Genomic DNA, 22,384 nt, shown 5'->3' with positions numbered 1-22,384 from the left:
CGAAAATTAGTACAAGAACAACGAAACTTACGGCATGGTTTGGCAGTTGTGGTAGACAACGCGCTTATCGATGAATTTCTTCACTCCGAGGTTGATTGGGATTCAGTTCAGAGAACCCGAATGGAACTGGATGCCAAGTATGAATTCGAGTTCAATGTTGAGGTGAGCGACGAAGAGATTCAGCAACATCTAACAGTATTGGAGAATGAGTTCAATGATGAACGGTTTCGACTACTTCTGACTTCGTGCCGTAATGAGGTTTTGTCTGCGGTCGTTGGTCCTTTCGGTCTAGGAGGTATCGTGTCTAGCGGGGACAAGAACGGTGGAAACGTCACCACTATTCATAATGCCAAAGAAAAAGTGTATGCAATGGAGCAGGACGAGTATAAACGGGAAGACTACACCAGAGCGAAGAACAGCGAGGGGAAGTCATTTGAGGGCAGTGGTAAGAGTTCCGTCGGCAGTGAATTCACTCGTTCTCAACTTGACCGTAAACAAAACCTTGTTGACGCGTATACCGGAAGAACTGAAAGAGGCTCCGATACAAGTCCAGATCACGTTGTTTCGAATTCCGAATTCCATAAGGATGGTGGCTTCATGCTGGAGTCAGAGCGCAAGGCCGACTTCGCAACGGATACCAATAATCTTGCGTCAACCCGTAGGGAAATCAATCGGTCGATGAATGATTATGACAAGAAGGAATGGGTTGACAGTAAGCAGGCCAAACGCGAACAGACCAATGAGGAGTTTTATGAAGTAGATCGTCAGCGAGTGAACGACAGCTATGAGAAAGGGAAGGCTACGGCCAAGAAGCACGCTCCCACTGAGTTGGACAAAGTGAAATATTATAGTGGGCGGATGGCCACTACTGGTGCGCATGAAGGTGCAAAGATGGGGACACAGCAAGCTCTGGGGCTTGTTCTTTGCGAGTTCTTCAAAGCGATATTTGACGAGATTCAAGACATCTACGCTAAAGGCTATTCTGCTGGGTTTGATGATAATCGTTTTTTTCTTGTAATGAAGGAGAGGTTATCTCACATTGCGAGACGCGTTGCCGCCAAATGGAAGGTTGCATGCGTAGCCTTCAGAGATGGGTTCATTTCAGGGTTTCTGTCGAATCTAGTTACTGTGATCATCAATATGTTTGTCCGTACAGGGAAGAGAATTGTTCGTGTCATTAGAGAAGGGTTCTACTCATTACTAAAAGCAATCAAGATGTTGTGTTTCCCACCTCAGGGCATGACAATTGCACAAGCAGCTCACGAAGCCTCCAAGCTGATTGCAGCCGGTTTGGCTGTGATCGGTGGCATTGCTGTTGAGCAGCATATCGACAACATGATCAAAGCAGCACCATGGCTAGAGCCTTTTGCCGATATTCTTACTGCGGTGCTGACTGGCGGGCTTACTGGTTTGGCCACTACTTTTATCGCTTATGTTATTGACAAGATTGATATTTTTAAAGTCAATGCACACGAAAAGCATGAATTTGTTATGGGCCGACTCGAAACAAGCCTTGATAAGATGTTCGCAGAGGGTGATGCTCTCGTCAGTGAGCTTGCGTATTCATACTGAGGAAGGGTAAAGCCGAAGATCACGCAAGGGGCTAGATACTGTCTTGAATTGCAAGTACTGAATGATTAAAGTTTGTATCAAACGGCAGCTCTGATTTAACAACAAGTAGCCCTGATAAGCTTATGCCACCCGGGATTAAATTTCTTTTAATTACACATTAAAACTCGAATTACGCTGAATCTGGCCATGTAATTTACTTACAATACGATGTGCAATGAAATCGATTTATCTTTATTTGCAAACCAAACCTTGGAGCGAATCTCATGAATAAACAAATGACCGCCATCATTGAACGTGAAGGCGACGGTTATGTGTCTTTCTGTCCGGAGCTCGATATCGCCAGTCAAGGCGATACCGTTCAAGAAGCGCGTGAAAACCTGAGGGAAGCGCTGGAATTGTTTTTCGAAACCGCGTCAGCGGAAGAAATTCAGCAGCGGTTGCATGATGAGATTTATATAACCCGCCTAGAGATTGCCGTTGGGTAAGTTGCGAGTTTTATCCGGACAGCAACTGTGCGCTATCTTGGCTCAACATGGTTTTATTGAAGTCCGGCGGCGCGGCAGTCATGTGGTGATGCAGAAGAAAATGGATAACACAACGATTACCGTACCTGTGCTTAATCATTCCGAAATACGCATTGGAACACTTCAGTCCATCATTCGCCAGTCAGGAATTGCCAGAAGCGAATTCGAAATTTTGTAGCAAGTAGCCTGGACAAACCTGCATCATCCAAGACAAAAATTCCGGAACAACAATATCGGAATCCAATACATCATTCGATGTGACAATGCCGCCCTCGCTGAATGGAATAAATTCAATGCACATTGTGTCCAGCATGTATGCATTGCACTGTGAAACAATTCATGCGTTATCTGATAGCGTCTTTTCAATTTATTTAAGTGATGGTTTTTCATGCGGATAGTTTATTCAGGTATATATCTCATTGCTTTGCTTTTTGTATTGTCTGCTTGTCAAAAATATCAAGATGCAATTTCTGGCAATAACCAGATTCCTAGCCCTGCAATACTGCCAGCACCGGTTGAGCGTCCGGTTTCTTATGCCCAAGAAATCCGGCCAATCATCGAATCAAAGTGCTTGTCATGCCACAGTTGTTTTGATGCGCCGTGCCAGCTAAAGATGGAGAATGCCGAAGGGTTGTTGCGTGGCGCCTTTCGCGAATCGATTTATGGTGGCGCACGAGTCGAAGCCATGCCGCCCACCCGGTTGGGTATTGACGAATTGACTGTTCCGGGATGGCGCGAGCGCGGTTTTCATTCTGTTCTTCAATCCGACAATGCACAGTCTGAACCATTGATCGCGGGAATGATATCGCTGGCGAAACAGTATCCATTCCCACCGAATAGCAAAATACCGGACTCAATCGAGCTGGGCATTACCCGGAAAAATCAGTGTGTTTCCAGTGAGAAGTTTTCCGGTTATGCTCGTGATTATCCGCGCAGCGGCATGCCGTTTGCCGTTACCGGACTCAGCGATCAGGAATATGCGTTACTGTCTGGATGGGTCAAGCAAGGCGCGGTGATTACCGATGAACCGGTGACGCTTACCGATGGCGAGAAGGAATCGCTTCATCAATGGGAAGCATTTTTCAATCGTGATGATAAGCGCGGCAAACTGGTGGCGCGCTGGTTGTATGAGCACCTGTTTATGGCGACGCTGTATTTTCCCGATCTGGATGGGGAGCTGCGGTTTTTTGAGTTAATCCGGTCATCGACACCACCAGGCAGGGAGATCATCCCGATCTCCACCGTATTTCCCAATGACGATCCCGGGCAGCCATTTTTCTATCGTATACGCCAGATTTCCGGCAGCATCCTGCACAAACGGCGGATTCCGTATCCTCTCGATCAAGCTAAATACCGCCGCATCAAGGAATTATTTTTCAGTCAGGAATGGCCGCTGGGTGATTTGCCTGGTTATAGCTATGCGGAACGGGTGAATCCGTTCGCCACGTTTGCGGCCATTCCGGCATATGCTCGTTACCGGTTCATGCTGGATGATGCCGAATACTATGTGCGCAATGTTATCCACGGACCGGTATGCCGTGGTCAGATTGCCACCGATGTGCTGCGCGACCGTTTCTGGGTTTTATTCCAGAATCCGGGATCCGATCCTTTTATTACGAATAACGCATATCGGCATCAAGCGATTCCGTTACTGGAAATGCCTGGGCAAAACGACGATCTGCTGGCGATGGGTGAAGAATGGCTGCACTATCTCGGCCATCACAACGATTATCTGGCACAACGCCGCAGTCAGTATGTATTGCAATACCCCGGCGGCGCATCGCTGGATCACTTGTGGGATGGCGATGGCCGGAATAAAGATGCCTTGCTGACGATCACCCGCCATTACGATAGCGCTTCGGTTACAAGGGGATTGATCGGAGATATTCCTCAAACGCTATGGCTCGTGGATTATCCGTTACTTGAGCGTACATACTACATCCTGGTGGTGAATTACAACGTGTTTGGCAATGTCGCGCATCAACTTCTGACCAGGCTGTATTTCGATCTGATACGCAATAGCTCGGAACATAACTTTTTGCGTTTGATCCCGGATGGCCAACGCACGGATATTCTGCACGATTGGTATCAACATTCAGGCAAACTGAAATTCGGCATTTTTTACGAAAAAATCGACGATGTATCGCCTTCGGCGGAGAACTTCACAACTGATGATCCGAAGCAGGAACTTGTGTCACGGATCCTCCAGCGTTTTGAATCCGTCAATGCGATGGCAGATGATCCGATTAATCGTTGTGAGCAGGTCGACTGTGTCCGTTCGGATCAACCGCTTTGGATACAAAAAGCGGATCAAGCGTTGTCTGCCATCGCAGCCCGGCCGGCGGCCGATCTGGCTGGCATCAACCGGTTGCCGGAAGTGACTTTCGTGCGAGTTAAACATGATCAGGATAAGCGTACCGTCTATACATTGTTGCGGGATCGTGCGCATAGCAACGTTGCATTCATACTGGGCGAGGAATTGCGGTATCAACCGGAAAAGGATCGTCTGACCGTATACCCCGGCATTACCGGCAGCTATCCGAATTTCATTTTTGATGTACCCGCCTCGGATATTGAAGAATTTGTATCGCTGCTAGGCATAGCCAAAAAGGAGGAACACTTCGAACATATTGTGAGCACATGGGGAGTGCGGCGCACGCATCCGCAGTTCTGGGAAATCCTGCATGACATTACAGACTGGCAAAAAGAACTTGAGCCTCATATAGCAGGTATTTTTGATATCAATCGCTATGAAAATTTTTAGATCTGAAAAGCAAATGGTAAGAAATCGCAAAATGGCTGTTTTTATATCTACATATTTCCAATTAAATTACCCAATGGCTTGCGCATTGAATGGATAACGACGCGGCGTATGCTGAACGCTTATCCATTGATCAGTCGTGAATGCTGCGACGGCCCAGACGCCATTGAAACGACCGACTCCTGAGTTCTTTTCACCGCCGAAAGGGTTATAAGGTAAATCATTGACCGGCTGGTCATTGATATGCGCCATGCCCGATTCGAGTTGTTGTGCAAACCGAAGGCCGCGTTCAATATCTTGTGTAAACACCGCGGCAGCCAACCCAAGGTCGGTGTCGTTGGCGATATTCAATGCATCCGTTTCATTGCGCGCACGTATGATCGGTGCGATGGGGCCGAACGATTCCGTTTGCGCCAATGGCATCTGATTGGTGACTTGAGAGAATACATGAGGGGGTAGCACCAGGCCTTGTGCGTCACCCCCCACCATTTGGTGGGCTCCCGATGAAATGGCGTCGTGGATCCGTTGTTGCAGGCCATTCAACTGGGATTTATTGATAATGGGTCCAATCATCGTATCAGGCGCATTCGGGTCACCTGCTTTCAATTGACGCACACGATCGGCAAAGCGTTCGACAAACTCATCGTGAACCCGGTCCTCAATAATGAAGCGGTTAACGCTCATGCAAGTCTGGCCCTGGTGCAGAAATTTCCCAAACACGGCGGCTTCCACGGCTTGCCCCAGATCGGCATCATTCAATACCACAAACGGGCCATTTCCACCCAATTCCAATTCAAGCCGCTTGAGCATGGGTCCTTCAGCTGCCAATCTTGCGATATTGCGACCAACCGGCGTGGAGCCGGTAAACGATATGACGCGAGGAATGGGGTGGGTGACAAAGGCATCGCCAATCTCGCTGCCTGCACCGACGATAACGCTGAGTAAACCCGCAGGCAATCCCGCCTCTTCAAGGATTTTTGCAAACAACAGTCCGCCCGTTACTGGAGTATCGCTGGCTGGCTTGACCACGACAGCATTACCGACCGCGAGCGCGGGTGCTGCGGAACGAGCGGTGAGCTGGAATGGCCAATTCCAGGGGCTGATCACCCCGACAACCCCCACGGGTTTACGATACATGCGGCTTTCCTTGCCGGGAATGTCTGCCGGAAGAATCCGGCCCTCCACCAAATAAGGCAGCGTGGCTGCCTCAAGCAGCACGCCATGCACGGCATGCCATTCCAGATTCGCTTTGATGCGCGTGCCACCGGATTCATGAATGATCCAGGACACAATTTCTTCACGGCGTGTTTCCATGATTTGTGCCGCGCGGCGCATGATGGCTGCGCGCTCGCCCGGTATTAATGCCGCCCATGCGTGCTGCGCCTTGGCGGCGCCGCGATAGGCTTCGTCCATGTCATCGCGATTGGCATGGGGTATTTCGACCAGCGTGCTGCCATCATAGGGATTGAGGTCGCGCAGAATCTTTGCTCCCTTGCCGTGGCGCCATTGGCCATTGATGAATAGCTGGTCGAAATTTGAATAAGGCGATTGGGATGCTAATTTCTTTTCCATATGGCGTTCCTCATGGGTGTTTTTTTGGAAAATCCAATCAAAGTGAAGCACATAACTGTGGATTAGAGTCGAATGATCGGTTTAATCGTGATGCCCTTCTCACTATCTTCAGCGGCTTGATTGATTTGATCGAGGGAATAGAACTTCACCAGTTTGTCAAAAGGAAATCTGCCCTGCTGATAAAGTTCAACCAGTGCTGGAATAAAAAGATCCGGTTTGCTATCGCCCTCAACGATTCCGATAATGCGTTTTCCTGTCGTCATCACCCCGTTTACATCGAAGCTCGCTTCGGTACCCAAGGCCGGTGCGCCGACAATGCCGCATGTCCCGCGGATAGCCAATGCATCAATGGCTTGACGCAATACCGCAGGGCGTCCGCTCGATTCGAGCGTGAAATCAGAGCCGCCATTCGTTATTTTGCGAACCGCTTCGACTGGATCGGTTTCCCGGCTGTTAATGGTATGGGTTGCGCCGAGTTCCATCGCCAAGGCCAAGCGCGAAGGAACCACATCGGCCGAGATGATGGTCGTAGCGCCGGCAGCACGTGCCGCCATCACGGCACTGAGTCCCACTGCGCCGCCGCCAAAAGCTGCAAAACTGCTGCCCGGATTGACTTTGAGTGCATTCATGACGGCTCCGGCGCCGGTCTGAATGCCGCAACCCAGCGGGCCAAGAAGCTCCAAGGGCGCATCTTTGGGGACTTTGATGACGTTACGCTCATGTACGAGCGCAAAGGTGCCAAACGACGATTGCCCAAAGAAATGATCGTGAATCGGCTCTGAAGTATTACCTGTTGTAAAGGTTGACATGCTGCCATCCTCGCGTGCACCACCAAAATTCAGCGCATAAAATTGCTCGCAATAGGTCAGATCGCCCCGTAAACAGGGCTTGCAGTGACCACACCACATATAAGTCAGCACAACATGGTCGCCAACAGCGACTTTCTTCACATGGCTACCAATCTGTTCGACTACGCCCGAGCCTTCATGCCCTAATACCACCGGCAGTGGCACCTCATAGAGCTGATCACGCGCAACCATATCGGTATGGCACATTCCCGTCGCAACGATACGGACGCGCACTTCATCGGATCGCGGATCATCCTGCATCAGGTCTTCAATCTGAAAAGGCCCGCCTTTCTGGCGGACGACGGCTGCCTTGATTTTTTTCACGGGTACCTCCGCTTTGGAATCGTTAGGTCTTACTCAAGGTCAAAATGAAACTAGCGTATGCCTGATTTTCCCGGCGCAAGAATGCCATTGGGATCCAACGCTTTTTTAAGTATTTTGTGAACATTTCTCTGCACTGGGCCATAGGTTTCGGCGACTTTGTCCATAAATGCCGTATTGACCCGATAAGTTCCATACCCGCGCGCAGAGAATTCGGTCAGCAATTCCTCGAAACATTGATAGGCCGCTTTCGTCTGCTCTGGGTCGGTCTTATCGTACAGTACATCGACAATGTGATGCATATCGCGCATCCCGACGATAAATTCACCGGAATAATCCAGTCCGTACTTGGCCAGTATCTGCTTAGTCAGCGCCATTTGTTTAAGGGTTTCACTGCCGCGCGCTTGAGAGACGGGCGCAAACCACATTGACCCGCCACCTCCACGCCAGTTATACAACGAAAATTCCGTGAGCGTCATTTCTCCGCGCATGAGCTTGGCGCGATAAGCAAATGCCGGATCATCACCTGCTTCCTGTTCCGTTAGTATCTTAGCTTTACCCGATTGACCGAATGCTTGCGTGACAATGTTCCAGTTCACATCAATCTGCTCCTGCGTGCCATAGAGCGCGGCATATACGTTCCAGATCCCCAGTTTGTGATCTTTCATAATACGATACACCGCTTCATCCGGAATTGAACCCGGTCCGGACACATAATCACTGCGCTTGGCTTTTACCGGCGCCTCATAGAGCGCATGGGCAATGACCACAGCGTTTGGAATGACGCCGCTAATGCGCAGCGGACGAATCGTTTCGACGATCTCAACGATATCTTCTTCATGCTGATATTGAATCACAAACGGCTTGAATGCCGGTGGTTCAGGCATCAGCCAGAAACCGAATTTGGTGACGATGCCATAGTTGGATTGCGTAAAAATGCCATCCAGATAGGGGCCATAGCCCCATTTGAATACCTGCCAGGTGTTGGAATTGGGCACTGAGCCCATGCCGGTGCGCAACACTTCGCCATTCGCCAGCACGACCTCCATGCCGCAAGCGAACAAAAAGTGCTCGCCATAGGGCGTGTAACCCACGCCGCGATCCAGCGTGTTACCAACCGGTCCTGCGATGGCGGAAGGGGCGGGCATGGATAGCCATAAACCCAACTTGTGTTCTTTGATGTAATCGTAGAGTTGCTGATAGGTTACACCCGGTTCGACCAAGGCAAAGGCCAAATCCTTATCCACTTCGAGAATGCGATTCATGCGCTTCAAGTCAAGCACTACCTGACCCCGCTCTGCCGGGGCTGCCGAGCCGTAGCCCAGGTTTTTTCCGGTGGAAATCATCCAGATCGGTACTTTGTATTGATTGCAAATCGCAACAATTTTCTGGATTTGCTCGACGGTTGTGGCCAATAGTGCTGCAGACGGGGTGTGTTCGGCATCGGAAACCGGCATCATCGTCTTGATGTAAGGTGCAAGTTGTTCCGCGCTGGTGAGTACAGCAGCGTCGCCCAGTACTTTGCGAAAATCACGGATGGCCGCATCGAAGTTTTTTTCCGATACGCCTTTGGGCAATGCGATATATTGACTGGCCATGCTGTTTTCTCCCTACACGTCGATGACAAACGAAACGAAATGTTTTCCCGATAACCCTTGATGGTTCGAATTGCGTTGATTCGATTGATGTACAAATGCGCGATTGGAGCAGGATGCTTGCTGCACTCCCATTCCCAATGCCGTAGCAACAATGGCATAGCCGGTGTTCTCTATCCAGTTCTCGAACTGGGGATGTTCAATAGCTGTAGCATTCGCTGTTTTATCTTCGCGAGAGAGTACAGATTCCCAATTTTCTGATGTCTTCCAGCCAATCCGTTGACTGGCTTCCAGCGGAGATACCCCGGCGCAATGCAAATGCGTCGAGGGTTGTTCAGCCAACCGAAAAGACGAAAACTCCGCTGACGATGAATCGCTCATTGCACTATCTTTTTTCGCTTGTTCAAGAAAATTTTCGACAATAGAGAAATCATGCTGATTATGGGTAAGCAGGGAGGCAAGTAATCCTCCGGCGCTGTATGCCGGTGACGCGGTAGTCCATACATGGCGCTGCGGGAGGGAGGTGTTATCGCTGGGTGCGAACATATGCGAGCCTAATGCGAGGAGATGCCGTTCAGAGTTTCGCACCAACTCAGTGAATATGGCCGCATTGGCATAATCCATGATGGCTACCCAACGCATATTCCGGGATTGTGTTAATAGATCGATTATTCGTAGGGGGTTGGTTAGTAGCTCATCTGCAAATTGAAATGCCGGTAATGCGCCTTCTTGGTTGAAGCTGCTGAAACGGGTATACGCGGCTTGGGCGCCTTTGGCAAAGGCTTCGTCTATGGGGGTATTCCCCAGTAACAAGTGACAATTGCGCATATTACCGGAAGGTGTTTTGCTGGTGGATAGTGCTTGAGTGACGGTAGGAATACCGAAGGCCAACAAGGTTCCACCAGTCAGCATGCCTTTGATGAAGCTACGTCGCGTTTCATCCATGGAATGTGATCTCCTTAACGCTGTGCATCTTTGGTTGCAATGAAATCCGCCAGTTTGACTAACGATTCGTCGTCGATTTCTGAAGGACGAAAGGCCGGCATGGCCCGGTTACCATTGCGAACGACTGCACGGATATAAGCTGCGGGAAGGTCACGATGGCGAATGTGCGGTCCGACTTGGGCTTCATGACAATATGCGCAAATTTTGGCGTAAATTTCTGCGCCATCCTTCCATGCAAATCCGGGACTGTTTTTCTCATCTTGCGCTGACCATGCATTGCTTGCCGCAAAAATGACTGTGAACATGAAACCGAATAGCCAATTTTCCAATTTTGATTTTTCCATACTGATTCTCCAGTATTTCATTGAGATGATAATAAGCTGGCAGCTTGGTGCGGTTAATTCAAATGCTCATGGCTGATGGCCAACAATGAAAATCAGCATCAAAATACCATGATTCTACTGCCACAGGAAGCTCGTCACTTTTTTCCCCATCACCTCCTCATTAAATACAATTTTTGCTATTGGCGTACTGGCGCAGGCGATACCGTAGCAAACATGTAAAGGCAATAAATGTTCTTCTCTCGGATGACAAAATCGGGCAAACGGTGCCTTTTCCCATTCAATCAATCGCTGTTCACGCGCTGCAGATAGAATCTCCGGATCGGTACAAGTTTCAATCAACCAGTGATCAAATCCCTTATTTTCTTTGCCGCTATCGATATCGTTCGAAAAAAATGTTTTCAAATTGTGAAATGACATGCCTGAACCGATAATCAGGATATTCCTCTCGCGTAAAAATGCAATTGCTTTTCCAAGTGCAATATGCAATCGAGGATTTAAATTTTTCAGTAATGATAACTGGAGACAAGGAATCTGGGCTTGCGGAAACATCAGTTTGAGCGGCACAAACAACCCATGATCAAAACCTTGTTGCTCATCAAGTCTCGCCGGTATGTCGCTCGCTGTTAACTGTGTACAAATATCATTCGCCAGCTCGGGATTACCCGGTGCTGCATATTGAATTTGGTAGGCCTCAGCAGGAAATCCATAGTAATCATAGATTATTCCGGGATGACTATTGCTCGTTATGGTTGCTTGTTCCTCTTCCCAGTGAGCGCTGATGACTAAAATCGCGGATGGCTCGCCCAGCTTAGTTGCTATTTCTTTTAGAAAAGCAACCATCTTTTCATGCCCTTTGTCACCAAGTATCGGTAGTGGCCCACCACCATGCGGTAAAAACAAAACGGGCGATAGCGTTTGTGAAATGTTGCTCATGATTAAAAACTTCCGCTGAAATAAAGTACGAGCGTTTGTTAACTCAGTGTACTACCTCATCAGCGAGATAGCTTGTTGGCTACTTTGGCGACATGAGTCCCCTGAAAGTGCGCTATTTTTATTTCATTGTCTGATGGCAGACGTTTGCCATCGCCACCGGCCAGCGTGCTTGCCCCATACGGTGAACCGCCGGTGATTTCACTCATGTTCATGATTTCCTGGCAGGAGTAGGGAACACCCACGATGATCATGCCATGATGGAGTAAGGTAGTATGAAACGAGGTGATTGTGGTTTCCTGGCCGCCGTGCTGAGTGCCTGTAGACGTAAATACGCTACCCACTTTGCCGATCAGTCCGCCGTTAAGCCATAAGCGGCCTGTTTGATCGAGAAAATTGCGCATTTGCGCGCACATATTGCCGAAGCGTGTAGGTGTGCCGAAAATAATGGCATCATAGTTAGTCAGCTCATCCACGGTCGCAATGGGTGCTGGCTGATCAAGCTTGGCACCGACCCTTCGCGCCACTTCTTCCGGCATGAGTTCGGGGACACGCTTAACGTCAACCTCGGTATTTTCGACGCTGTGTGCCCCATCAGCTACCGCGTTGGCCATAATTTCGATATGACCATACATGCTGTAATACAAGACGAGAATTTTTGCCATGGCACGCCTCCTGATTGATGGGGTTGTGAACTAAAACTTTGCCGAAATTAGATAGTACTCGCTTTATATAATATATAAAATCAAAAATTGAGAAATGTTGTTCTTAAACTTTTCATACTTACTCCAGCTTGGTTATGCACGTAGCCGCAATGCATTGACGATCACGCTCACAGAAAATAGCGACCGCTGCCGCAGCAAAAAACGGAGATGGCAAGATGTCTCCGGAGTGCGCCAGCCCGATCAAATGACCGCCCATTTCCAGGATAAAAACGGGTGCGGTCAATATGAAGCCAACTCAGAAGCGGCGGATCCTGTCCGTCAGTTCCGCGCTCGGTCCAGTACTGAGTAATACTACCGCCGGTTCTAATGACTGCCGAAAACCGAACAGATTCCCGGCCTGGCTTGCCACATTCCCGGATGCATGGGGCAGGAGTAAATGGCGTACCCGGTTGGGGACTTGCCGGTTAGATAGGTATTGGGTTCAGCCACAAATTTGCCGTGGCAATGGGTAAAATAGAAATAGTAAGCTTGCTGATCATGTTGTTGATGTTCGTGATGATCATGCGTCATAACTTGCAGTTTTTTTAGAACGCGATAACACTGATGCCATTAATATAAACTTTTGCTGCCGATTGTATTTCTATGCTCGGGTAATCTCTGTCTTCAATCCTAAGTAAAGTGAATTAAGGCGATTGTCCAATTATTGAAGTTTGGTGTTATTGAATACTGCCTTGCGAGATATCACTTAGAGTTATATTGAGGCATGGAATCGGAATAGTCCGGCGATTGCTATCGTAACCAATTGATAAAAATATTATTGTCTTTTTCGTGCATAAAATAACCTTCCTGAAAATAACAAACAATCTCACAATACCATTGACTGAGATTGAGATTTTTGCTGTCCGCTCGCAAGGCTCCGGCGGGCAGAATGTCAACAAAGTGGCGACCGCGATTCATCTGCGATTCGATATACAGGCGTCATCATTGCCCGAACACTACAAGGACAAGCTATTGCAATTAAAGGATAGCCGCATTAGCAGCGAAGGTGTCATTATCATCAAAGCGCAGCGGTTTAACAGTCAAGTTAAGAACCGGGAAGATGCACTCAACCGCTTACGTGAAATGATTAAAAGTGTCACGATTGTACTGAAAACCCGGGTACCCACCAAGCCGACCAAAGCTTCTCAAATAAAACGCTTGGAAAGTAAATCGGTACAGAGCGAAAGAAAATCGTTCCGCAGTAAGATTGGCGAGGAATGATAAAAGCAGGAATGATGACATACACTGGAGAATCAGTGCGAGAGAGGGATTCATATGATTCTCTGTAATCAATTATCCATGATGGTTTTTATTTTCAATTATTGAAATTTACCCGCTTTTTTACCCGTTTTTAGAAAAGCACCCTCCAAGGCTGCGGCCTTTCCGGTCATCGTGACTCGGGCAGAATGCCAGCATACCGCCATTGTGACGTTTGATAACGCCCTTTAAACGGTTTGTGATTTCGTTCAATATGTCATGGGTGCTATAATTCGTGTGTGAGTTTATTCCAGCCGCTACCCCCGCCGGGTGCGGCTTTTTTGTGGATTTCTGCATGGCTCATTCCCCCGCCCGGTAATTGATCGGGTCAGCAAGCCAGCGGTGAAGCTCCGCATTATCGTAGAAAGTGCAGCGTACGCCCATGCGCTCGGGCTGCGGTGCTTTTCCTGCTTTTGATAATTGTCTGAATTTTTCTTTAGAAAATGGTGAAAATTTAGCGATTTTCGACCAACGGGATTTGCCTAACTTTGGAATTGTGTCAGGTGAATTTGAAATTTCTTTCATGTCTACTTTTTCTCCAGCGCCATCACGGCGTTAGGTTGATCATGTGTCAGGGAATTTGAAGCTTCTTTCCTATCTACTTCTTATTGCATATTTATTTGATAACCATACTTACGTTTCTCCTTTGGATTTTTCACTCTCTCGATAACACAAAAAAGTGCTATCACCCCCTGCATATGTGTTAATAAAATTTATCTGTAAGAAATCTCAGGGTTGTTTACAGAGAGGTTGATTGAAATAAGCGTGAAGTATTTCATAAGGGGTAGCATTATTCAAACTCTTATGAGGTTTGACGGTATTGTAGAAGTTAATGAAACGGGAAAGCAGAATGCGCCGATCGGCGCAGTCTTTAAAGGAAATCTGGCTGTGCCACATATCCATCAGGGTGCGGATGACTCGTTCGGCTTTGCCATTGGTTTGCGGACGATTGATGCGGGTAAACTTCTGTCCGATACCGTGTTGTGTGCAAGCTTTGCCGAAAGCATGGCCGTCAGTTCCTTTAAATTCCTTGCCGTTATCGGAATAAGCGCAGTCGATCTGATACGGACATTGGGCAATGACAGTGTCTATGAGAAAGCGAGCTGCGCTGTGTTGAGTTTTATCGGGAAAAATATCGGCATACAGCTCCCTGGAAAAATCATCGATGGCCACAAACAGGTACTCGCGAGGTTCATTGGCGGATTGCCCTTTCAACAAGGAAAGCCGCTTGGTATCAAAGTGAACAAGCTCACCTGGGTAAGACTTGTTATAGCGTTTGGCTTCACGCTTGAGCCGTTCCTGGATGGCTTGTTCGACCTTAGCCAGGCGCTTAAGACCGTATTGCAACGTCTTGAACCGCTGATTGGTGCTGTCACGCGGCGTAAATTCCTGCAGTCTCGCGCGTTTCAGTACATCATAAATCGTTGGCCGGCTGACATGAAAGCGTTCCGCCAAATGCGCCACCTTCCACAGCCGGGTTTGATAAAGCCGCCAGATTTCCTGACGATCTAATAAAGTTAATCGGGTGCGTTTGTGTATGTTCATCTACAGTATTCTCCCAAATACTGTAAACAACGCTAGTAATTCTTACAATTTATCTTTTAAAATAGTCTTGTACGATTTTTGGCTAAGATTACCATAGGTTGAATTTTGTGTGCAACAATTCACTACATATTGCGTTCTAACTTATCCAAGTAATCTGCCCATTCCTGCATCATGCGTGCCCGTGGTTCCAAGTAAAGCGCATGGTTGTATGCCGCGCTAACTGCATCGCGTTGAGTGTGTGCAAGCTGCAATTCGATATGATCATGATTGAATCCCTGTTCGTGAAGGATCGTTGACGCTATCCCTCTGAAGCCGTGCCCGGTCATACGGCTGTGATACCCCAATCGGTAAAGAGCGTAAAGAATTGTGTTATTACTCATTGATTTGCCATCTCTTCGTTCACTTGGAAACAATAGAACATCATCGGCCTCCAGCTTGCGGATTTCTTCCAGTACCGCTAAAGCCTGATCGGATAGGGGGACAATATGCGGGGTTTTCATCTTCATGCGTTCAGCTGGAATACGCCATTCTCTTTTGATCGTGTCGATTTCGTCCCATCGGGTACCGATCAATTCGCCGGTGCGAACAAACGTTAACGCCATAAGCTGCAATGCAAGGCGGGTGAGGGGCTGTCCGTCATAGCTATCGATCTTGCGCAATAACTCGGGCAATTCTTTTTCACTCAATCGCGCGTGGTTGGTTTTCTTGGTAGGTTTCAATACATCGGAAGGTTTTATATCTGCGGCCGGGTTTCGCTCTGCTAGCCCGTGCGCCACGGCATAGCGCATGACTTGACCGCACATGGTTAATACGCGCTTGGCAATATCCAGCGCACCGCGCGACTCGACCTTGCGGATCATAATTATTAACTGCGCGGCTGTGATGTCATTAACCGGTTTTGCACCAATAACCGGGAATATATCCGCTTCCATGCGCCGGATCGTGTAGCCTGCATGACGTTCGTTTTTATCGTGCTTCCAGTGATTCCACCATTGGCGCGCTACTAGGGCCTGTTAACACAATCTGATTGCTTCGACGATGAGAGCGAAGTGGATAAAGGAGATGAAGACGACATCGAGCTTATCGAACCTGGAGAAGATGCGGCGAAATCCCTTGAGCCTTCTGAACAATCGTTCGATCTCGTTGCGTTTTTTGTACATGGCACGGTTGTATTCCCAGGGTGACAAGCGATTTGCTTTGGGCGGAACAACCGGGATGTAACCCAAATCTAGTGCCAGTTGCCGGGTTTGGTCGCCCTCATAAGCACGATCCATCAGCAGGTAGGTGGGCGTATTGACGGGACCGAGGGAAAGCAAAAGCTGCCTGCCCTCTGGCGCATCGTGGGCGTGACCGGGCGAGAGGGCAAAGCCTATGGTTGTTCTGGAATCTGCGGCAACCAGATGAATTTTGGTGGTCCATCCACCTCGAGATTTTCCGATGGATTGGGGGCCGTTTTTTTTAACGCACCCGTACCGTCGGGATGGACTTTGATGCTGGTGCTGTCCAGCGAAACAGTTTCAATACGGATACGGATGATTTGCTGATGCTGAAGTTGCCCAAATACATGGCTCAGTACACCACTCTTTGCCCAGCGATTCATGCGGGTATAGATGGTATGCCAGTTGCCGAATCGCTTGGGCAGTCCTCGCCACTTGCAGCCATGCTCGGCAACGTAAAGAATGGCATTGAGAACTTGCAGATTGGAATGGCTGACGTTGCCACGCTGACGCGGCAGGCAGTGCTCGATCTGTTGATATTGAGTTTCGGTGATTTCCATCACCAAATTATATCAAATAGCGTTAACAGGCCCTAATTCAAAGCTGTTCTCCGCTGCAATGGCTGCCTGCCGTTTTTGTTCTTTGCGGTTTTCTGAAGGGTCGATACCTTGCGCCAGTAATTGCTTGAAGCGGGCGTGTTCCAGTCTTGCGGCTGCTAGCGACACAGTGGGATAGAAGCCAAGGGAAAGCATATTTCATTTTCGTTAAAGTAATAACGCATCCGCCATGCTTTCTGACCGTCTGGCTGTATCAGCAAAACAAGTCCTTTGCCATCGGCTAGGTTGTAACGCTTATCCTTCGGTTTTGCTGCTTTGATGATTGAATCGGTAAGTTTCATGCAACCCCCTGAATACCGAAGAACAAAACAAAAAACGGGTAACAAAAATACGGGTAAATTTTTACTCGCTTTTTTACCCGCTTTTCGATAATGTTACCCGCTTTACTCAGGGTTGCCAAGGATTGGCAAAATTACCGTAATATTGTTTATTCTAAAGGGATTTGTTGGTATTGCTGGGCAACGTTTGGAACATCTTTGGCGGAGAGAGAGACTGCTGGCTTCAGGTTTCACAATGTCCCATGATGTATCCTATCCAACTAATTATTAATTAGTTATAAGTTTTCGTTGTTCCAAAAAGTTTCTTGCTATATCATCAAATCCCAAACATTTTGATGGGACGGATGATGGGAAAAATTAAGTCTGCCATATCGGCCCTGGGTGTTAAAAAACTCTCTAAAGTACCAGGCATGCACGCCGTAGGGGGGGTGCCGGGTTTGTATCTTTGCGTCAATACGAATCCCAATTCCACCGATATGAATCCCACTTTCGCAGCCTCATGGATCTATCGGTATTCTTTTTCTGGCCGCCGCCGCGATATGGGGTTAGGCAGCTATTCCGATTTCTCATTGGAAGAAGCCCGCCATAAAGCCAGCAACTATCGAAAGCAGGTTTTAGAGGGCATTGATCCCCTGGAAGACAAACAAAAGCAGATAGATACTAACAAAAAAGCGCATAGTAAGCGGGTCAAGTTTCAACATTGTATCGAAAGCTATCTGGATGCACATGGCGATGCCTGGAAAAATCCCAAACACCGGGCACAGTGGCGGAGCACGTTAGAAACGTATGCTTGTCCGGTTGTCGGCAATCTCAATGTGGCGCATGTGGATACCGGTCTGGTATTGAAAGTTCTGGAACCGATCTGGAAAACCAAAACAGAAACGGCCACCCGTTTACGCGGACGCATTGAAAGCGTTTTGGATTGGGCAACCGTGCGAGGCTATCGCGAAGGCGAGAACCCAGCCAGATGGAAAGGGCATTTAGATAAATTATTACCGTCACCTTCCAAGATCGCCAAGGTCAATCACTTCACTGCCTTATCCTACAAGGAAATTCCGGAATTCATGCAGCAATTGCGCAATCAACCCGGCATCGGTGCTGCTGCATTGGAATTTGCAATTCTGACCGCAGCCCGCTCTGGTGAGGTTAGAGGCGCATTGTGGCCGGAAATCAACATAGTGGAAAGATTATGGCTGATTCCCGCAGATAGAATGAAAGCCGGACGGGAACATCGCATTCCATTATCCGATGCAGCCATAGCGATACTGGAACGCATGAAAGAAAATCACGTATCCGAATTTGTTTTTCCGGGCACCAAGCAAGATAAACCGCTATCGGATATGAGTCTGACAGCCGTACTGAAACGCATGGAACGCGGTAATCTGACAGCACATGGATTCCGATCCACATTCCGGGATTGGGCGAGTGAAACCACTGCCTACCCGCAAGAAGTCTGTGAAATGGCGTTAGCTCACACCATTGCCAATAAAGTCGAAGCCGCGTATCGCCGGGGAGACCTATTTGATAAGCGCATAAAACTGATGGATGACTGGGCAGATTATTGCAACAATTTGACAGCAGATTCTAAATCCTAAACGACACCGTATTAACAAGCCCAATTCCACTAATTTAAGAAAGAGCGTTGTTTTTTCTATAACTAAATAAAAATAGGTGATTGAGATGTGTGGATATTGTTACGAAGGCATCATGTTGCATGTTGTGGAAACTGGTCAAAGAGGTACAAAAGGTTACCGGTTTAGTTATCTCCAGGAATCGGATGATATTAAAGCCGAAATACAACAACTAGAAGATCCCAACAACCCGGAACCGCTGATTGATCTGACATTCTGCCGCTTGTACGATCACTACTTCTCGCACGGCTTTGATTCCGGGTTATTCAATACCCTGCAAGATAAATTTGGACATGCAGCCGTCCAATCTTACCTCGGCAGAAGACAAGCCTGCTCTAGTGCATTCCAAGCGGAACTCAGTGATATAAACCTGTTAAAAGATGAAGTCTACTGGAATCGGTTTATTGCGGACAAAGAGAGAACTCGCAAATATGCTATAGATTTGCTGAATTTCTACTATGACTGGTGGCTTCTCGGTATTGGTAAAGAAAAAAGCGAACCAGAAGAACAGATAGAAGAAACAGAAATCGAGGATCCCATTGTCAGTGCAACCCTTGCTGAATGGAACAAATTCCATGCATTATATCCAGCATTATCCTTTGCACTGTCATACCTCATCAACCACCACAGTGATTCTGACATCATTCAGGAAATTGCGTTAACAAACCTGGAAGATGTACCTGATATTTGGACTAAAGATTTATGGCTGCAACGAAGAGCCATGATAGCCTGTGTACAGCGTAACGGATTTGTGTTTGTTACAGAAAACCTATGCCAGATCAGGTATGAATTAATCTACTATGTTCTGCTAAAAACAGATACCAACCCCGCTGAATTGAATAAGTTAAAGGAAGCTATTCTGTCTGAGGATGAGCACCCAATGCAGGGAATGATGGAATCCGAACATATCATTGAGTTGATGGAAAAATTAGTTGCATAGATGAGTTGCAATCAATCAAAGCGATTAAGAATGCTGGAAATCTAAATGCATTAAGTTGACGTCTTATCGCGAAAGCGTTTAGAAAAATTTTATTTGACAATTAAGACAACCGGTCGTATTGTGCGCGTATGGCTAAATCGATCCAAAAAGAACTCAATAGAGAAAACCTCTTAAACCAAGGCGTCGCTTTATTTATTGAGCAAGGTTATCACGGTACCGGGTTGCAGGAAATTCTCGATGCGGTGAGCGTTCCAAAGGGTTCTTTCTATAATTATTTCGGCAGTAAAGAAGATTTTGGTGCTGAGGTCATTCAGCACTATATTGATCCTTTTATTGTGAGGTTGTCCACACATCTGAGCAAAGCCGACACGGACGCGCTAAATGCAATCAGGAGATATTTTGATGAGCTAATTGTGGAACTCGAAAATAACCAATTTAAAGGCGGTTGCCTGCTGGGTAATCTGATGGGAGAAATCGGCAGCACCAACGATGTTTGTCAGCAATCCCTGCAATCGGCTATCAGGCGCTATCGAGATTTATTGCAGTCTGGATTGGCCAAAGCGCAACAGCAAGGAACAGTAAGGTCAGACAAATCGTCCGAAGCAATGGCTGATTTGCTGATCAATGCCTGGCAAGGAGCTTTACTGCGAATGCAAATAGAGAAATCATCTGCGCCGGTTAAGCAATGTTGTCAGGATTTGCTGGAAGATTATTTTAAGGCTTGATTATTTTTTATCGAATAAATAGACGACCGGTCATATTATTAATTCAATTTTAGAGGGGATAAAAATGCCAAAATATATTATTGAACGCGAAATTCCTGGAGCAGGTTCACTGACACAACAAGAGCTAAAAGCCATTTCGCAGAAATCATGCGGTATCTTAAACAGTATGGGGCCACGAATCCAGTGGCTGGAAAGTTATGTGACTGACGATAAAGTCTATTGCGTCTACATTGCCCCCGATGAGGCCACCGTTAGAGCACATGCTGAACAAGGCGAGTTTCCAGCCAATCGTATTTCTCAAGTCAGATCCGTGATTGATCCAACTACGGCTGAATAGCATGCAAAAATTTTGCCGCTCATGAAAAATATTTTTCATCAAGGGAGTAATGATTATGCAACCCCATACTTTTCGCCTTGCAATACTAGCTCTGACCCTGGTTGTCGCAAGTACTTTTGAATCATTTGCAGCAACTGAATCAGACGGCCAGCTTATACCTAGACTGCAAAATCTGGGTACGCACATATTTCCAGTCAGTACACGCAATCCACTAGCACAGCAATATATCAACCAGGGCCTCAATCTAGCGTATGCATTCAATCATGCTGAGGCGCGCCGCGCATTTCGTGAGGCGGCAAGACTTGACCCCGGACTTGCGATGGCTTACTGGGGTCAGGCACTCGTACTCGGTCCTAATATCAACGCCATGATGGAGCCGAACGAAGAGCCGCAGGCTTTGGAAATTATGCAGCAAGCCAAGTCACTGATGATAAATGCTTCGCCAAAGGAACAAGCACTCATCAGCGCACTGGAAAAGCGCTATTCAGGAAAAACCGAACACAGAACAACGAATGATAAGGCTTACGCGGAGGCAATGCGGGAGGTACATCAGCGTTTTCCGGATGATGCGGATATCGCGGTGCTGTATGTCGAGTCCATGATGGATTTGCGACCTTGGGGCTACTGGATGCTCGACGGTACTCCGTATGAAGGCACAGCCGAAATCGTCGCGCTTACTGAAGATGTATTACAGCGCAATCCGCAACATCCTGGCGCGCTGCACATGTATATTCACCTGATTGAGCCGACCAGTACACCTGAGCGTGCAGAGAAGGCCGCCGATACCTTGCTGAACTTAATGCCGGAAGCAGGGCACATGATACACATGGCATCGCATATTTATCAGCGGATCGGACGCTACGCCGATTCCATGAAAAGCAATCAATTGGCAATCGCGGCAGACGAAAATTACATCACGCAGTGCCATGCTCAAGGGTTATACCCGATGGTCTATTATCCGCACAATATTCACTTTCTCTGGTTCGCAGCCACAATGGATGGTCAAAGCAAGATTGCGATTGAGTCTGCCAAACAAGCTGCTGGCAAAATTGACGATGAAGTGCTAAAAGCGATTCCATTGACGGCAATTTTTCGCGTGACACCTTATTGGGCATTAGCCAGGTTTGGACATTGGCAAGAAATTCTTGAACAACCTGCGCCGCCGTCAACCAATCCATTTTTGACAGGGAGCTGGCATTATGTACGCGGTCTAGCATTTGTTGCGATGAGGCAACCGCTACAAGCTGAGCAGGAGTTAATAGCGCTGCGCAAGATCATGAAAAACCCGTCACTAGACAATCCGCTGTTGTCTAAAAATACCACCAGCACCATACTCAGTATCGCACCTGAAGTGCTGGCAGGTGAAATTGCCGCTGCTCACGGTCAATTCGATCAGGCTATTGCACACCTTGAAAAAGCGGTTCGACTAGAGGATGCCCTGGTATATACAGAGCCATCAGAATTTCATCTCCCGCCACGCTTGGCACTGGGCGCTATCTTACTGGAAGCAGGTCAGCCAACTGAAGCGGAAACCGTTTACTGGGAAGACTTGCGGCGAAATCGTAACAATGGTTGGGCGCTCTACGGACTGATACAGGCATTGCGCGCGCAAAAAAAGGATGATCAGGCAAGGCTTATCGAAGCGCGCTTCAAAAAAGCTTGGGAGCGTGCAGATGTCACCCTGCAGGCATCCCGTTTCGGGCGCCCGTTACGCTGAGCAA

General features: G+C 47.8%; 25 protein-coding genes and 1 pseudogene. 10 read left to right on the top strand and 16 right to left on the bottom strand.

The features are described from left to right. The first annotated feature begins 120 nt into the window (after positions 1–120). The 4 genes from R2083_RS09170 to R2083_RS09155 all read left to right on the top strand — a co-directional run bounded on the left by R2083_RS09170 (position 121) and on the right by R2083_RS09155 (position 4,860). Positions 121–1,572, top strand: a complete 1,452-nt coding sequence (locus tag R2083_RS09170) for a hypothetical protein (RefSeq protein ID WP_317538271.1) — start codon at positions 121–123, stop codon at positions 1,570–1,572. Between the two features lie 263 nt (positions 1,573–1,835). Further along, positions 1,836–2,057 carry a type II toxin-antitoxin system HicB family antitoxin gene (locus tag R2083_RS09165; RefSeq protein ID WP_317538270.1) on the top strand — a complete coding sequence of 74 codons (222 nt, stop codon included), beginning with the start codon at positions 1,836–1,838 and terminating at the stop codon, positions 2,055–2,057. Then, entirely contained in the window at positions 2,050–2,274 is a 225-nt protein-coding gene (locus R2083_RS09160; RefSeq protein WP_317538269.1) for a type II toxin-antitoxin system HicA family toxin, read from the top strand. Before R2083_RS09165 ends, R2083_RS09160 begins: the two co-directional genes overlap by 8 nt. 435 nt (positions 2,275–2,709) lie before the next feature. Continuing rightward, positions 2,710–4,860: a fatty acid cis/trans isomerase gene (locus R2083_RS09155; RefSeq protein WP_317538268.1), complete on the top strand. Its 2,151-nt coding sequence runs from the start codon at positions 2,710–2,712 to the stop codon at positions 4,858–4,860. A 66-nt stretch (positions 4,861–4,926) separates the two neighbouring features. Here the strand turns inward: R2083_RS09155 and R2083_RS09150 are convergent, their stop codons facing one another. The 9 genes from R2083_RS09150 to R2083_RS09110 form a co-directional block, all read right to left on the bottom strand. Then, entirely contained in the window at positions 4,927–6,429 is a 1,503-nt protein-coding gene (locus tag R2083_RS09150; RefSeq protein WP_317538267.1) for an aldehyde dehydrogenase family protein, read from the bottom strand. 62 nt (positions 6,430–6,491) lie between these two features. After that, on the bottom strand, positions 6,492–7,601 hold the full coding sequence (locus R2083_RS09145) for an NAD(P)-dependent alcohol dehydrogenase (protein ID WP_317538266.1): 1,110 nt from the start codon (positions 7,599–7,601) through the stop codon (positions 6,492–6,494). 50 nt (positions 7,602–7,651) lie between these two features. Continuing rightward, the gene (locus tag R2083_RS09140) at positions 7,652–9,196 is read right to left on the bottom strand and encodes an FAD-binding oxidoreductase (RefSeq protein WP_317538265.1); all 1,545 of its coding nucleotides are present in this window, start codon (positions 9,194–9,196) and stop codon (positions 7,652–7,654) included. A gap of 12 nt (positions 9,197–9,208) precedes the next feature. Next, complete coding sequence (locus R2083_RS09135; protein WP_317538264.1) at positions 9,209–10,138, bottom strand: hypothetical protein; 930 nt, start codon at positions 10,136–10,138, stop codon at positions 9,209–9,211. 14 nt (positions 10,139–10,152) lie between these two features. Continuing rightward, positions 10,153–10,482, bottom strand: coding sequence for a cytochrome c (locus R2083_RS09130; protein WP_317530491.1), 330 nt, complete (start codon positions 10,480–10,482; stop codon positions 10,153–10,155). 114 nt (positions 10,483–10,596) lie between these two features. After that, positions 10,597–11,415 carry a class III extradiol ring-cleavage dioxygenase gene (locus R2083_RS09125; RefSeq protein WP_317530492.1) on the bottom strand — a complete coding sequence of 273 codons (819 nt, stop codon included), beginning with the start codon at positions 11,413–11,415 and terminating at the stop codon, positions 10,597–10,599. A 59-nt stretch (positions 11,416–11,474) separates the two neighbouring features. Next, positions 11,475–12,077 (bottom strand): NAD(P)H:quinone oxidoreductase, encoded by a 603-nt coding sequence (gene wrbA, locus R2083_RS09120; protein WP_317538263.1) that lies wholly within the window; start codon positions 12,075–12,077, stop codon positions 11,475–11,477. A gap of 118 nt (positions 12,078–12,195) precedes the next feature. Next, a complete protein-coding gene (locus tag R2083_RS09115; RefSeq protein WP_317530494.1) occupies positions 12,196–12,360 on the bottom strand; it encodes a hypothetical protein in 165 nt (54 codons plus the stop codon). An 80-nt stretch (positions 12,361–12,440) separates the two neighbouring features. Then, positions 12,441–12,647 carry a hypothetical protein gene (locus R2083_RS09110; RefSeq protein WP_317530495.1) on the bottom strand — a complete coding sequence of 69 codons (207 nt, stop codon included), beginning with the start codon at positions 12,645–12,647 and terminating at the stop codon, positions 12,441–12,443. Between the two features lie 276 nt (positions 12,648–12,923). Between R2083_RS09110 and arfB the strand changes: the two genes are divergently transcribed. Next, a complete protein-coding gene (arfB, locus tag R2083_RS09105) occupies positions 12,924–13,337 on the top strand; it encodes an alternative ribosome rescue aminoacyl-tRNA hydrolase ArfB (RefSeq protein ID WP_411172542.1) in 414 nt (137 codons plus the stop codon). 336 nt (positions 13,338–13,673) lie between these two features. Here the strand turns inward: arfB and R2083_RS09100 are convergent, their stop codons facing one another. The 7 genes and pseudogenes from R2083_RS09100 to R2083_RS15400 all read right to left on the bottom strand — a co-directional run bounded on the left by R2083_RS09100 (position 13,674) and on the right by R2083_RS15400 (position 17,033). Further along, on the bottom strand, positions 13,674–13,898 hold the full coding sequence (locus R2083_RS09100) for a transcriptional regulator (RefSeq protein WP_317538262.1): 225 nt from the start codon (positions 13,896–13,898) through the stop codon (positions 13,674–13,676). Between the two features lie 204 nt (positions 13,899–14,102). After that, the gene (locus tag R2083_RS09095; protein WP_317537428.1) at positions 14,103–14,918 is read right to left on the bottom strand and encodes an integrase core domain-containing protein; all 816 of its coding nucleotides are present in this window, start codon (positions 14,916–14,918) and stop codon (positions 14,103–14,105) included. Between the two features lie 122 nt (positions 14,919–15,040). Next, on the bottom strand, positions 15,041–15,655 hold the full coding sequence (locus tag R2083_RS09090; protein WP_411172541.1) for a tyrosine-type recombinase/integrase: 615 nt from the start codon (positions 15,653–15,655) through the stop codon (positions 15,041–15,043). A 6-nt stretch (positions 15,656–15,661) separates the two neighbouring features. Then, positions 15,662–15,910, bottom strand: a pseudogene (locus R2083_RS15405) (tyrosine-type recombinase/integrase); the annotation flags it as partial. A 21-nt stretch (positions 15,911–15,931) separates the two neighbouring features. Next, positions 15,932–16,695 (bottom strand): IS5 family transposase gene (locus R2083_RS09085; RefSeq protein ID WP_317529838.1). Its coding sequence is split into 2 segments (ribosomal slippage): positions 15,932–16,380 and positions 16,380–16,695, totalling 765 coding nucleotides; the frame shifts between segments, so codons are not numbered across the junction. A gap of 12 nt (positions 16,696–16,707) precedes the next feature. Continuing rightward, a complete protein-coding gene (locus tag R2083_RS09080; protein WP_317538260.1) occupies positions 16,708–16,887 on the bottom strand; it encodes an integrase arm-type DNA-binding domain-containing protein in 180 nt (59 codons plus the stop codon). Then, the gene (locus R2083_RS15400) at positions 16,851–17,033 is read right to left on the bottom strand and encodes an integrase arm-type DNA-binding domain-containing protein (protein ID WP_411172499.1); all 183 of its coding nucleotides are present in this window, start codon (positions 17,031–17,033) and stop codon (positions 16,851–16,853) included. The genes R2083_RS09080 and R2083_RS15400 overlap by 37 nt, the downstream gene beginning before the upstream one ends. 341 nt (positions 17,034–17,374) lie before the next feature. Here R2083_RS15400 and R2083_RS09075 point away from each other — a divergent pair, with 341 nt between their 5' ends. The 5 genes from R2083_RS09075 to R2083_RS09055 all read left to right on the top strand — a co-directional run bounded on the left by R2083_RS09075 (position 17,375) and on the right by R2083_RS09055 (position 22,380). Continuing rightward, entirely contained in the window at positions 17,375–18,625 is a 1,251-nt protein-coding gene (locus R2083_RS09075; RefSeq protein WP_317538259.1) for a tyrosine-type recombinase/integrase, read from the top strand. A gap of 112 nt (positions 18,626–18,737) precedes the next feature. Then, entirely contained in the window at positions 18,738–19,601 is an 864-nt protein-coding gene (locus R2083_RS09070; protein ID WP_317538258.1) for a hypothetical protein, read from the top strand. Between the two features lie 128 nt (positions 19,602–19,729). Further along, positions 19,730–20,326: a TetR/AcrR family transcriptional regulator gene (locus tag R2083_RS09065; protein WP_108699556.1), complete on the top strand. Its 597-nt coding sequence runs from the start codon at positions 19,730–19,732 to the stop codon at positions 20,324–20,326. Between the two features lie 64 nt (positions 20,327–20,390). Beyond that, positions 20,391–20,663, top strand: a complete 273-nt coding sequence (locus tag R2083_RS09060) for a DUF4242 domain-containing protein (RefSeq protein ID WP_090322434.1) — start codon at positions 20,391–20,393, stop codon at positions 20,661–20,663. A 55-nt stretch (positions 20,664–20,718) separates the two neighbouring features. Beyond that, complete coding sequence (locus R2083_RS09055) at positions 20,719–22,380, top strand: hypothetical protein (protein ID WP_317538257.1); 1,662 nt, start codon at positions 20,719–20,721, stop codon at positions 22,378–22,380. The last annotated feature ends 4 nt before the right edge of the window (positions 22,381–22,384 follow it).

This window comes from Nitrosomonas sp. Is35, assembly GCF_033063295.1.
GTDB lineage: Bacteria > Pseudomonadota > Gammaproteobacteria > Burkholderiales > Nitrosomonadaceae > Nitrosomonas.
This window is presented reverse-complemented; position numbering and strand designations above follow the sequence as displayed.

Excerpts from the sequence above, each read along its gene's own strand:
- R2083_RS09075 (WP_317538259.1), top strand. The coding sequence starts at position 17,375 with ATGATGGGAAAAATTAAGTCTGCCATATCGGCCCTGGGTGTTAAAAAA.
- R2083_RS09155 (WP_317538268.1), top strand. The coding sequence starts at position 2,710 with ATGGAGAATGCCGAAGGGTTGTTGCGTGGCGCCTTTCGCGAATCGATT.
- R2083_RS09140 (WP_317538265.1), bottom strand. The coding sequence starts at position 9,196 with ATGGCCAGTCAATATATCGCATTGCCCAAAGGCGTATCGGAAAAAAAC.
- R2083_RS09170 (WP_317538271.1), top strand. The coding sequence starts at position 121 with ATGGAACTGGATGCCAAGTATGAATTCGAGTTCAATGTTGAGGTGAGC.
- R2083_RS09165 (WP_317538270.1), top strand. The coding sequence starts at position 1,836 with ATGAATAAACAAATGACCGCCATCATTGAACGTGAAGGCGACGGTTAT.
- R2083_RS09055 (WP_317538257.1), top strand. The coding sequence starts at position 20,719 with ATGCAACCCCATACTTTTCGCCTTGCAATACTAGCTCTGACCCTGGTT.
- R2083_RS09065 (WP_108699556.1), top strand. The coding sequence starts at position 19,730 with ATGGCTAAATCGATCCAAAAAGAACTCAATAGAGAAAACCTCTTAAAC.
- R2083_RS09130 (WP_317530491.1), bottom strand. The coding sequence starts at position 10,482 with ATGGAAAAATCAAAATTGGAAAATTGGCTATTCGGTTTCATGTTCACA.
- R2083_RS09135 (WP_317538264.1), bottom strand. The coding sequence starts at position 10,138 with ATGGATGAAACGCGACGTAGCTTCATCAAAGGCATGCTGACTGGTGGA.
- R2083_RS09070 (WP_317538258.1), top strand. The coding sequence starts at position 18,738 with ATGTTGCATGTTGTGGAAACTGGTCAAAGAGGTACAAAAGGTTACCGG.
- R2083_RS09100 (WP_317538262.1), bottom strand. The coding sequence starts at position 13,898 with ATGAAAGAAATTTCAAATTCACCTGACACAATTCCAAAGTTAGGCAAA.
- wrbA (WP_317538263.1), bottom strand. The coding sequence starts at position 12,077 with ATGGCAAAAATTCTCGTCTTGTATTACAGCATGTATGGTCATATCGAA.
- R2083_RS09060 (WP_090322434.1), top strand. The coding sequence starts at position 20,391 with ATGCCAAAATATATTATTGAACGCGAAATTCCTGGAGCAGGTTCACTG.
- R2083_RS09080 (WP_317538260.1), bottom strand. The coding sequence starts at position 16,887 with ATGCTTTCCCTTGGCTTCTATCCCACTGTGTCGCTAGCAGCCGCAAGA.
- R2083_RS09150 (WP_317538267.1), bottom strand. The coding sequence starts at position 6,429 with ATGGAAAAGAAATTAGCATCCCAATCGCCTTATTCAAATTTCGACCAG.
- R2083_RS09095 (WP_317537428.1), bottom strand. The coding sequence starts at position 14,918 with ATGAACATACACAAACGCACCCGATTAACTTTATTAGATCGTCAGGAA.
- R2083_RS09125 (WP_317530492.1), bottom strand. The coding sequence starts at position 11,415 with ATGAGCAACATTTCACAAACGCTATCGCCCGTTTTGTTTTTACCGCAT.
- R2083_RS09110 (WP_317530495.1), bottom strand. The coding sequence starts at position 12,647 with ATGACGCATGATCATCACGAACATCAACAACATGATCAGCAAGCTTAC.
- R2083_RS15400 (WP_411172499.1), bottom strand. The coding sequence starts at position 17,033 with ATGAAACTTACCGATTCAATCATCAAAGCAGCAAAACCGAAGGATAAG.